12 protein-coding genes are annotated in these 10,234 nt (G+C 50.9%); 5 read left to right on the top strand and 7 right to left on the bottom strand.

What is annotated here, in order from left to right:
* The 3 genes from ABYP73_RS07730 to ABYP73_RS07720 all read right to left on the bottom strand — a co-directional run.
* Positions 1-794 (bottom strand): aspartate-semialdehyde dehydrogenase (locus tag ABYP73_RS07730; RefSeq protein ID WP_372973932.1); only part of this gene is annotated, 794 nt, incomplete at its 3' end.
* Positions 795-971: 177 nt separating this feature from the next.
* Positions 972-2,090, bottom strand: coding sequence for an alanine racemase (gene alr, locus ABYP73_RS07725; RefSeq protein WP_372973931.1), 1,119 nt, complete (start codon positions 2,088-2,090; stop codon positions 972-974).
* A gap of 69 nt (positions 2,091-2,159) precedes the next feature.
* Positions 2,160-2,822, bottom strand: coding sequence for a thymidine kinase (locus ABYP73_RS07720; protein ID WP_372973930.1), 663 nt, complete (start codon positions 2,820-2,822; stop codon positions 2,160-2,162).
* A 103-nt stretch (positions 2,823-2,925) separates the two neighbouring features.
* On the opposite strand from ABYP73_RS07720, the gene ABYP73_RS07715 reads away from it, so the two are divergent.
* The 3 genes from ABYP73_RS07715 (at position 2,926) to ABYP73_RS07705 (ending at position 5,525) form a co-directional block, all read left to right on the top strand.
* Positions 2,926-3,612, top strand: a complete 687-nt coding sequence (locus ABYP73_RS07715) for a hypothetical protein (RefSeq protein WP_372946311.1) — start codon at positions 2,926-2,928, stop codon at positions 3,610-3,612.
* A 78-nt stretch (positions 3,613-3,690) separates the two neighbouring features.
* The gene (rsmI, locus tag ABYP73_RS07710) at positions 3,691-4,362 is read left to right on the top strand and encodes a 16S rRNA (cytidine(1402)-2'-O)-methyltransferase (RefSeq protein WP_372973929.1); all 672 of its coding nucleotides are present in this window, start codon (positions 3,691-3,693) and stop codon (positions 4,360-4,362) included.
* Between the two features lie 38 nt (positions 4,363-4,400).
* Positions 4,401-5,525 carry a DUF819 family protein gene (locus ABYP73_RS07705; RefSeq protein ID WP_372973928.1) on the top strand — a complete coding sequence of 375 codons (1,125 nt, stop codon included), beginning with the start codon at positions 4,401-4,403 and terminating at the stop codon, positions 5,523-5,525.
* Between the two features lie 14 nt (positions 5,526-5,539).
* On the opposite strand, the gene ABYP73_RS07700 is transcribed toward ABYP73_RS07705, so the two are convergent.
* Together ABYP73_RS07700 and ABYP73_RS07695 are read right to left on the bottom strand one after the other, a co-directional pair.
* Positions 5,540-6,010 (bottom strand): hypothetical protein, encoded by a 471-nt coding sequence (locus ABYP73_RS07700; RefSeq protein ID WP_372973927.1) that lies wholly within the window; start codon positions 6,008-6,010, stop codon positions 5,540-5,542.
* A gap of 11 nt (positions 6,011-6,021) precedes the next feature.
* Positions 6,022-6,624 carry a carboxymuconolactone decarboxylase family protein gene (locus tag ABYP73_RS07695; RefSeq protein WP_372973926.1) on the bottom strand — a complete coding sequence of 201 codons (603 nt, stop codon included), beginning with the start codon at positions 6,622-6,624 and terminating at the stop codon, positions 6,022-6,024.
* 75 nt (positions 6,625-6,699) lie between these two features.
* Between ABYP73_RS07695 and ABYP73_RS07690 the strand changes: the two genes are divergently transcribed.
* Together ABYP73_RS07690 and recJ are read left to right on the top strand one after the other, a co-directional pair.
* Positions 6,700-7,122, top strand: a complete 423-nt coding sequence (locus ABYP73_RS07690; protein WP_372945753.1) for an OsmC family protein — start codon at positions 6,700-6,702, stop codon at positions 7,120-7,122.
* A gap of 84 nt (positions 7,123-7,206) precedes the next feature.
* Positions 7,207-8,901: a single-stranded-DNA-specific exonuclease RecJ gene (gene recJ / locus ABYP73_RS07685; protein WP_372973925.1), complete on the top strand. Its 1,695-nt coding sequence runs from the start codon at positions 7,207-7,209 to the stop codon at positions 8,899-8,901.
* On the opposite strand, the gene ABYP73_RS07680 is transcribed toward recJ, so the two are convergent.
* Positions 8,898-9,665 carry a UDP-2,3-diacylglucosamine diphosphatase gene (locus tag ABYP73_RS07680; protein WP_372973924.1) on the bottom strand — a complete coding sequence of 256 codons (768 nt, stop codon included), beginning with the start codon at positions 9,663-9,665 and terminating at the stop codon, positions 8,898-8,900. The two genes, recJ and ABYP73_RS07680, sit on opposite strands and share 4 nt — an antisense overlap.
* A gap of 32 nt (positions 9,666-9,697) precedes the next feature.
* Positions 9,698-10,150 (bottom strand): 6-pyruvoyl tetrahydropterin synthase family protein, encoded by a 453-nt coding sequence (locus tag ABYP73_RS07675; protein ID WP_372973923.1) that lies wholly within the window; start codon positions 10,148-10,150, stop codon positions 9,698-9,700.
* Between the last annotated feature and the right edge of the window lie 84 nt (positions 10,151-10,234).

Genomic DNA, 10,234 nt, shown 5'->3' with positions numbered 1-10,234 from the left:
TCCTGTACGACCACCCCGGGGGTCTCGCTGAGCAATTTTCTCACCTCGTTAAGATCAAAGTCATTTTCGAAGGTGACGTTCACGGCTTCCGAATGTCCTCCTGATGTAGGGATCCTCACGGCCGTGGCGGTGACCGAAAAACTGTCGTCCCCGAGGATCTTTCTGGGCTCTTTGGCCAGTTTCATCTCCTCTTTGGTATACCCGTTGTCCAGGAAAACGTCACAATGGGGCAGGGCGTTTCTGTGGATGGCATAGGGATAGGCCATCTCCCCTTTAGTTCCCTCCATCTCGTTCTCCATTTGCCGTACGGCCTTGACACCGGTCCCGCTCACGGATTGATAGGTGGATACTACAACGCGTTTCATTCGGTACGCCTTGTGCAGGGGTGCCAGTACCATCACCAATTGGATAGTGGAGCAGTTGGGGTTTGCTATGATCTTGTCTTTTTCGGTCAGTTCGTGGGCATTGATCTCGGGGACCACGAGCTTGATCGCAGGATCCATACGCCAGGCTGAGGAATTGTCCACCACGGTAGTACCTGCCTGGGCAAACCTGGGCGCCCATTGGAGTGAGGTTTCCCCTCCCGCAGAAAAGATGGCCAGGTCCGGACTCTCAGCGACCGCTTCCTCCAGGGTAATGACCGTATGGGGTTCCCCTTTGAACATCAGCGTTTTGCCTTTCGACTTCTCAGAGGCGACAAGGAGTAAATCCGAGATCGGAAAATTTCGTTCGGCCAGGACTTTCAGCATAACCTCCCCAACCATGCCTGTGGCACCTACAACGGCTACTTTCATCAGAATACATTTAAAAACGGGTCAAAGGTACAGGAAAGCCCTGTACACCACAAGGAAGCAGGATGTATTTATAAAAATATCACATTGTGTTATAAATGAAACAAAAAGACCCCCTGCAGGCTTGAGAGACGTGCAGGGGGTTCAGAGATTATACAATAGTGTAGCGGATGACCCCTGCTACCCGGGGTTACGATCTTTATAGAGACGTTTTACACGGGGCGAGATCCCCGTGAGCAGTTCATAGGAAATGGTACCTGCATAAGACGCGAACTCATCGGCACTCTGCCCCTTCCCGAACAGGATTACTTCGTCCCCTTCCTTACAGTCGATCTCTGTCACGTCTATCATCAGCATGTCCATACAGACATTGCCTACGATGGGAGCGCGTTTTCCCTTTACAAGAACAAAGGCCTTTCCCTGTCCGTAATGCCTGCCAATGCCGTCGGCGTGTCCCAGGGGGAGGGTAGCTGTGGTTGTGTAGCCTTCAGCTCGGTAGGCTCTGTTGTAACCTACCGTTTCCCCGGGTTCGATCCGGTGCAACTGGGAGATAACCGTCTTGAGGGAGACCACGGGTTTTAATTCGGGATCAAAGCGGGGATCATTTCCGTATCCGTAAATGCCGATCCCGCTCCTGACCATGTCCCACTGGGCTTCCGGATAGTTGAGTATGCCGGAAGTATTCAGCAGGTGTTTTATTGGGATGGGACCCAGGACTTTTTCCGCTTCTTCGACGATCCGGCCGAACATATGGATCTGCCGTTCGGTAAAATCCCGCTCCTCCAAATCTTCAGAAGCTCCCAGGTGAGACAGGATTCCTTTTATTTCGAGCACCCCTGAATCCCCGATCTCGTCCAGGATAAATTTCACATCGTTTTCCCAAAAGCCCAGTCGGTTCAGTCCGGTGTTGAACTTGAGATGGACAGGGTATGCCTTTTGGCCCGTCTTTCGGGCTACATCGTGGAATCCCTTGAGAATTCGGGCACTGTAAAGGCTGGGTTCCAGGTCATGGGTGATGATCTCCTCAAAATTACCTTCCTGGGGGTGCAACACCAGAATGGGCAGGGAGACACCCTCTTTCCGCAAGGCAATCCCTTCGGAGGCGTAGGCCACCGCCAGGGCATCCACACCAAGGGAAACCAGTTTCCGGGCAATGGCCAGGGCATCGCTCCCGTACCCGGAGGCTTTGACGACCGCCATGAATTTTGTCGCGGGCCTGATCCGGGATCTCAAATACCGGTAATTGTGCTCCAGGGCCCCCAGGTCTATTTCGAGGACCGTCTCGTGAATCTCAGGCATAGGGGTTGGGATATAGGTAGGAAGGAATTTGGTATTTCATAAGGTTTATCCAGATAGATTCCGGGCGTATCAGGGTTGTTTTCGTTTCGAATTTTTATCTGATGATGAGGGTTCAAGGATTTCTTCTGATTCCACTTCCATGGCATTGACCTTCTCCCTGAGCATGGCCTTATAGAATGCAGCCCGACTCAGAGGTTCGTATTCTTCGGTCTCTCCCAGCAGCACCAGATTGTCATTATCGGATTTCCTGAAACTGTAATTGGCCAGGTTCCCTGTTCGGGTACAGACCGCATGTACCTTGGTGACGTATTCGGCGGTCGCCATAAGAGCAGGCATCGGACCGAAAGGATTGCCTTTAAAGTCCATGTCGAGTCCGGCCACCACCACCCGTACCCCCTTATTGGCCAGGTCGTTGCAGACCGAGACGATCTCATCGTCGAAAAACTGGGCCTCGTCTATGCCCACCACATCACAATCCTCCGCCAGCTTGCGGATATGGCCGGCGGTGGGAACGGGGGTTGACCTGATCTCGTTCTCATCGTGGGAGACCACCCTTTCATCACTGTAGCGCGTATCGATGATCGGCTTGAAGATCTCTACTTTCTGCTTGGCGAATTTGGCCCGTTTCAGCCTCCTGATAAGCTCCTCTGTCTTGCCCGAAAACATGGACCCGCTGATCACTTCTATCCACCCAAATTGTTCTTTATGATTAACAGTGTTTTCGAGAAACATTTTGTAATTTTAGACGAAATACGGGGTTTCCTCCGTTACAATCAAAGACAGTATAAAAGTATTAAAAAAGACAGACCTTTACAGGGATGAAAATCAAAAAGAAATGAAGAGGAAACTGAAAGAGGAGTTGGTGAAATTGTCTACTGAGATCATAACCTCTCAGGAATCAGGGGATATTCCGGAACTCTATGAGGCAGCCAAGAACCTGTATGAAAAGCTGGCTGTCCTTAAATTCATCGAAGAAAAACTCAGCGACGTAGAGATCGATATCTCCAAGAACGCCATCGCATCCAAGTTCGAGAAAATGGCAAGTGCCGTGATGGAAGGCAACAGGTCCGTACCGGAAAGCAACCCACACGAGGAGGATATCGTGACCCCGGGAATCGACACGATCAAGGACATGGTCTCAGAAATGCCCAAGGACCTCCATATAGAGCAACTTTTCGCAGAATTCGTGGCCAAGGCCGAAGTGATCAAGAACGATGTCAAAGAGGTCACGCCGGATATTAAGGACTCCTCCAAACAGGAGAGATCACAATCCCTCAATGACAAACTGACTAACAAAGAGATCGTCATAGGCCTTAATGACCGACTGGCCTTTGTCAAACACCTCTTTAATGACAGCACAGAGGAATTCAACAGGGTACTTTCCCAGCTGAACACCATCGAATCAGAAGATCGGTCTGTGGCCTTTATCGAGAACATGGTGAAACCCGAATACAACCACTGGAAAGGGAAGGATGAATACGCCTCCCGATTTATGGCATTGATCAACCGCAGGTTTTCCTGATTCCATGCGGGTAAAAAATTAAAAGAGCCGAAAGTCCATGAGCTACCTTTCGGCTTCTTATTTTAAGGCAGCGTCCCTATGGCAACTTTATTTCTAGTGCCTACGCCCATCGGCAACCTGGATGACATGACGCAGAGGGCGATAGAAGTACTCCGTGAGGCAGACCTCATCCTCGCCGAGGACACACGCACCAGCGGTAAACTCCTGAATCACTTCGGGATCAGTAGGCCCATGCAGGCCTACCATATGCACAATGAACACAAGGTCACAGATAAGTTAATTGACAGGATGAAAGAGGGAGAGACCATGGCGTTGATATCCGACGCCGGTACACCCGGGATCTCAGATCCGGGCTTTCTGCTTACCCGGGCTTGTATTGAGGCAGGAATACCCGTTCAGTCACTCCCCGGACCCACTGCCCTTATCCCGGCCCTGGTCAATAGCGGACTCCCGTCAGAACGGTTCACCTTCGAAGGGTTTTTACCCCTCAAAAAGGGAAGGCAGACCCGGTTAAAGGAACTTGCCGGGGAAAGCCGTACTATGATTTTTTACGAATCGCCCCATAAACTCCTCAAAACCCTGGATCATTTTATCGACACTTTTGGCCCAGACCGGCCTGCTTCCATTTCCAGGGAACTCACCAAGGTATATGAGGAAACTGTAAGAGGATCCCTGACAGAACTGAGGGACTATTACAGTCAGAACCCACTCAAGGGAGAATTCGTCCTTGTGGTCGGAGGTAAAAAATAGTTGTCCCCCCTGTTGCGAAAAGTTGTATTTTTTCAGGCATGATCATGCCCTGGCTTATTACCCTGTTGACCGTTGTCTCCGTGTTTTTTCTGGACCGGTGGGAAAACAGGTATATCAGGTCGCTATTCGACTGGGTGCCGGCCATCCTGCTGGCCTATATTATTCCAGCCATCATAAGCCATCTCGGCGGGGTCGACTATTCTCAGGACGAGATTCACGATTTCAGCAGGGATTACTTTATCCCCTTGGCGATCGTTGCAGTGATGAGCAGCCTCTCCCTTGGACAGCTCAGGTCTATTGGCTGGAAACCCATCCTCCTGTTTGTCAGCGGATCTTTTTTTATTGCCCTGTTCCCGGTCCTTCCTGCATTCTTTCTAACGGAATCCGATCTTGTGACCCATACGCTCATTTCAGAAGGGTACTGGAAGGGGATACCGCCCATTGTCGGCGGATGGATTGGCGGGAGTACGAGTCAGCTCGTCCTGAAAGAACTCGTGGAGTGCCCGGAAGCGATCTTCCTATCCGTGCTGGTTATGGATAATATTTTAGTCAATATCTGGACCATCCTCATGTTCCAATCCATCAAAGGGAGCAATGCCCTGAACGCTTTTTTCAGGATCACCGATACCGGGATTCCAGAAAGCCTCAGGATGAACAGGATGAAAACAATAAGGCCCTGGCTTACGTTTGTATTGCTCCTGGGAACTGTAATACTGGTCAATCAGTTTGTGTACAGTTTTATCGGGAAGGTGATTTTGCTTTCGATCATAGGCCTGGCCATCAGTAACCTCTGGGCCCGGTGGAATTTCCAGTTTGCCCTGAAAGCAGGTGCCATCCTCATTCTTATTGTCATGGCGGTACTGGGGTTGAAACTCCAGTTCGCCACCCTCGGCTTCAATACTTCATTTCTCGGGTTTATGGCGATCTGGCTGGTGGGTCATTTCCTCTTCACCATAATCATCGCCAAATTGCTGAATGTAAACATGGCCTGGGTGCCTATCGCCAGTATGGCCAATGTGGGAGGCATCGCTACAGCCCCGGCGGTCACAGCGGCCTATGAGAAGAAATGGATGCCCCATGCCGTAGTCCTGGCCATCCTAAGTATGGCTACAGGGACATTCTGGGGGATGCTGACGATATATTTATTAAAGATATCTTTTTAAATGCCAGTAAAGCATCAATCAAAACGGGATCTTGGAGCGTATTTAAAGCTCCGGTTCCCGAAGTTTATGGAAATAGTATCCCTCAGGATACGGGATTTTCTTTCGGCCATGTCCATATTTTCTAAAGACAGAAAATGGTAAAATTCCTTCCTATTTTTCGATTCCCTTCCGGAATATTCTTCTGATAGTGGGATTGGACCAAATTCTTTTGAAATTACCTTCCCATAGGTTTCAAAGGCGTATTTTTTATTAAGCCATAAAATCACGCTCAATGATCTGGGGCTTTTTTCCCGGTCCCGGAAATAACCGCAACTGATTAAAATTGTGTCATTTTCGATCAAATTAACAACATCAAAATCGCCCAGAATTCGGGGGATATAATTATTTGAGTCTGTATATCGATAAACAATCCTACCATCATCAAAACGGAATGACTTGCATGAGATAGCGGTCAGGAGGATCAGAAAGAGTGCGGCTTTCTTCATACTTCCCCTGCCTAATACAGATGTCCGTCGTGTTTGCCCTTTTCCCATCCGTGTTTTCCCAGGTATTGTTCCGCACTTTCCACCGCCCCTGATTCGATAGTTGTCCCCATGGAATCATTCCAGCGGTTGAGGTAGCCAAAGAGAGAGATGACCCCAAGCATTTCCACGATCTCCCCTTCGTTCCAGTGCCGGTAGAGCTCTTTTTTAATGTGTTCATCCACCTGGTTGGGTACCTGGGAAGCAGCCAGGGAAAAGTCGAGCGCAGCACGTTCCGCCACTGAGAAGGCAGGGTGTGTTCTGTATTCCCAGATATGGTCGAGTTGTTCCTGCTCTGCCCCGTAACGCTCCGCGGCCCTGATGGCATGAGCCTGACAATACCGGCACCCGGTGGCATTGCTGCTCACCCAGGCGATCATGCGTTTGAGGGCAGAGGTGACCCTGCCCTGGTTTTCCATGACGGCCTTGTTTAATTCGATGAAGGCCTTGGAGATCGCCGGCCGGTGCTGCATGGTCAGGATGGAATTCGGACAAAAGCCCAGAGTCTCATTAAAGAACTCTGCGAGTTTCCGGGTTTCAGAATCGTGTTCGGGCGGGAGGGGATTAACCAAAGGCATAGGACAGGGTATAGGTTATTGTTGTAATTTTGAAATCATTGGATAGACCATCACAAGAAACAAAAAATTCTGAGCATGACAAATCATATCAGTACCCATTGGATTGGGGGAATGGCCTTTGAAAGTAATAACCCCTCGGGGCTGGACCTGAAGATCGACGCCGGACCCGAGGACGGAGGAGAAGGGAAAGGGTATCGGCCCAAAGCGCTCATGCTGACCTCCCTGGCAGGTTGCTCCGGCCTGGACGTGGTGGGCATGATAGGGAAGATGAAACTCAATGTGGACAAATTCCATATGGAGATCTTTGCCGAACTCACGGACGAACACCCCAAGTACTACCACAAGGTACACCTGGAATATCACTTCTACGGGAAAGCCCTGGATGAGAAGAAATTACAGCGGGCAGTCGACCTTTCGGTGGAGAAGTATTGCGGGGTCATGGAAATGTTCAGGCGGTTTGCCGAGGTTACGACAGAGAACATCTACCATGAGGAGTGAGATCAACTCCATATGAAAATGCCCGTTCCGCAAGGAAACTGCACAACCCTATAGTACCTTATGAAGGCTGAAGAAATTTGTGAAATGCGCTGGACCCTAATGCCCAAACCCGAGAAGGAGGCCATTGCAGAGCTGAGCCAGGCTATCGGGGTGAGTCCCCTCATCGCCACCCTCCTCCTGCAGAGGGGAGTGAGCACCTATAAGGATGCGCTTCATTTTTTCAGGCCTCAGCTCAGCCACCTCCACGACCCTTTCCTGATGAAGGATATGGACAGGGCTGTCAACCGGATCGAGGAGGCGATGCAGCAGGGCCAGAATATCCTGGTCTACGGGGATTACGACGTGGATGGCACCACCGCGGTGGCCCTGGTCTCTTCCTATCTCCTGGACAGATACCCTAAGGTGGCGACCTATATCCCCGACCGTTATGACGAAGGATACGGGGTGTCTTATGCCGGGATCGATTTCGCGCACGACAATGACGTAAGCCTTATCATTGCCCTGGATTGCGGGATCAAGGCGATCGACAAAGTAAAATACGCCCGGGATAAAGGAATTGATTTTATTATATGCGACCACCACAGGCCCGGCGATGAGATCCCGGAGGCCGTGGCCGTACTGGACCCGAAACGAGGCGACTGCCGGTACCCCTACGATGAACTCTGCGGTTGTGGGATCGGCTTTAAACTCATTCAGGCCCTGGAACAAAAAGTCGGAAAGCCCGTGGAAGGCATCCTGTCCTATCTCGATCTCGTTGCCACCGCCATAGCTGCTGATATCGTACCGATCACCGGAGAGAACAGGGTATTGACCTATTACGGTCTGAAGGTGATCAACCAGAAAAAAAGGCCCGGGATTCGCGCCATCCTCAATACTGTCAATAAGGCAGAACTCAACGTCACCGACGTGGTCTTTATCATCGCCCCCAGGATCAACGCGGCAGGCCGGATGGAACACGGCCGGTACGCGGTATCCCTTCTGACCGAAACCGATATGGCCAGAGCTGAGGAGATGGCTGGGGCGATCGAAGGCTTCAATGCGGAAAGGCGTACCCTGGACCAGGAGATCACGGAAGAAGCCCTCGTCCAGATCAAAGAGAAAGGGGAGGAAGGGAGGTATACCTCCGTGGTCTTTGATGAGAATTGGCACAAGGGGGTGATCGGGATCGTAGCCTCCAGACTCACCGAGACCTATTACCGGCCCACCCTGGTTTTTACCCGCAGCGGGGAAAAACTGGCGGCCTCCGCCCGTTCCGTGAGAGGATTCGACCTCTACAATGCGCTGGAGGCCTGTAAGGATTACCTCGAGCAATTCGGGGGTCATAAGTATGCAGCCGGACTCACCCTTGAGGAACGCCAGTATGAAGATTTCAAGGCGCGGTTCGAGGAAGTGGTCGCTAATACCATTTCGCCCGAAATGTTGCGTCCGGAGATCCGTATCGATGCGGAGATCAGGTTCTCGGACATCACCCCGAAATTCATGAGGATCCTGAAACAGTTCGAACCTTTTGGCCCTGGAAATATGAGGCCGGTCTTCCTCTCACAGAAGTTAAGGGACTCAGGATATGCCAGGGGGGTGGGGGAAGATGAGAAACACCTTAAACTGGCGGTACAGCAAGGGAGATCGAACCCCGTTCAGGCGATCGGGTTCGGACTTGGGGATAAGTTGCCCGTAGTCAGGGAAGGGGGCAGTTTCAGTGCTGTGTATTCCCTTGAAGAAAACCACTGGAACGGGCAGGTAAGCTTGCAGCTGAAGATCAGGGATATCAGGCCTGACTAAGTGGGAAATTCCCGGACCTCGAATCGATTTCCGTCGAAGACGCCATAGGTGTAATGACTGATCCAGTCGCCCAGGTTAAAGTAGGTCGAATCAGGATTCAGCTTTATTTCCAGGGGAAGGTGGCGGTGGCCAAAGACGAAAAAGTCGAAATGATCGCTTTCCAGCTTGCGTTTGGCGTATTGCACCAGCCATTCGTTTTCCTCTCCCAGGAACTCCTTGTCCTCTTCTCCTGAGATCAGTTTATTCTTTACCGAAAAATACTGGGCTACGCGAACGCCCCAATCCGGGTGCATCCAACGGAAGAACCACTGAGCCACAGGGTTGGTAAAGACCTTCTTCATCCGTTTATATCCCTTGTCATGCGGCCCCAGTCCGTCTCCGTGCCCAATAAAGAACCGCTTTCCGTTGATCTCGAACTGCTGTGGCTTGTGAAACACGGGGATCCCCAGTTCTTCCTCGAAATAGCCATTCATCCACAGGTCGTGATTCCCGGCAAAAAAATAGACCGGGATACCCCTGTCTGTTATGGCCGCAAGGGTGCCGAGAGTTCTCACAAATCCTTTGGGGACCACAGTTCTGTATTCAAACCAGAAATCGAAGAGATCGCCCAGGAGGAAGATGGCAGCAGCATCCTCTTTTACTTCCTGCAACCAGGAGACAAAGTGTTTTTCCCGCCTTATACTTTGTTGCCTGTCGGGGGCGCCCAGATGGTTGTCACTGGCAAAGTAGACCTTCTTTCCTTCGGGTACGATTAGCTGTCTCATCGGCATGTAAAGATAGGAAAATAGGGCGGGGATCAGGGATTGTCTTCCATATACCACTCTGCATAGGCCGTTTCGGTCTCGCGGAGCTTCAGGGAATGAAGCTGGAGGTTTTCAGGCAGGCGGGATTTGATCCTCGAGGCGATATCGATGACCATGTTCTCACTGGTAGGCTGGTAATCTGCCAGGATCACCTTGTGGCCCCTCGATTCGAGCTCCCTGGCCAGTTCGAGGTGGGGGGTATTTTTGTTGAAAATAGTCGCGTGGTCAAAAGGATCTACCACCTCCTCCCTGACGATCTTCTTCAGGTCGCCGAAGTCGATCACCATCCCGAGCTTAACGGCGCCCTCCTCGGCGATAGGAGTACCGATGACTGTTACGGCAAGTTTGTAGCTATGGCCGTGGACATTCCTGCATTTGCCGTCATACCCATACAGGGCATGCCCTGTTTCAAAACTGAATTCCTTGGTTACGCGAATCCTGCTCATTGGAACTTATTTATTCGGCAAAGGTAGGAATTCTTTAAAAGGGAGGACCTATTTGCCCTGAGTAACAGATTTCATAGTATGACT

It is taken from the genome of Muriicola sp. (genome assembly GCF_041567615.1).
Classification (GTDB): Bacteria; Bacteroidota; Bacteroidia; order Flavobacteriales; family Flavobacteriaceae; genus Muriicola.
This window is presented reverse-complemented; position numbering and strand designations above follow the sequence as displayed.

Bases quoted from the DNA above. Each gene is read 5' to 3' on its own strand.
- alr (WP_372973931.1), bottom strand. From the start codon at position 2,090: ATGCCTGAGATTCACGAGACGGTCCTCGAAATAGACCTGGGGGCCCTG.
- ABYP73_RS07720 (WP_372973930.1), bottom strand. From the start codon at position 2,822: ATGTTTCTCGAAAACACTGTTAATCATAAAGAACAATTTGGGTGGATA.
- ABYP73_RS07715 (WP_372946311.1), top strand. From the start codon at position 2,926: ATGAAGAGGAAACTGAAAGAGGAGTTGGTGAAATTGTCTACTGAGATC.
- rsmI (WP_372973929.1), top strand. From the start codon at position 3,691: ATGGCAACTTTATTTCTAGTGCCTACGCCCATCGGCAACCTGGATGAC.
- ABYP73_RS07705 (WP_372973928.1), top strand. From the start codon at position 4,401: ATGATCATGCCCTGGCTTATTACCCTGTTGACCGTTGTCTCCGTGTTT.
- ABYP73_RS07700 (WP_372973927.1), bottom strand. From the start codon at position 6,010: ATGAAGAAAGCCGCACTCTTTCTGATCCTCCTGACCGCTATCTCATGC.
- ABYP73_RS07695 (WP_372973926.1), bottom strand. From the start codon at position 6,624: ATGCCTTTGGTTAATCCCCTCCCGCCCGAACACGATTCTGAAACCCGG.
- ABYP73_RS07690 (WP_372945753.1), top strand. From the start codon at position 6,700: ATGACAAATCATATCAGTACCCATTGGATTGGGGGAATGGCCTTTGAA.
- recJ (WP_372973925.1), top strand. From the start codon at position 7,207: ATGCGCTGGACCCTAATGCCCAAACCCGAGAAGGAGGCCATTGCAGAG.
- ABYP73_RS07680 (WP_372973924.1), bottom strand. From the start codon at position 9,665: ATGAGACAGCTAATCGTACCCGAAGGAAAGAAGGTCTACTTTGCCAGT.
- ABYP73_RS07675 (WP_372973923.1), bottom strand. From the start codon at position 10,150: ATGAGCAGGATTCGCGTAACCAAGGAATTCAGTTTTGAAACAGGGCAT.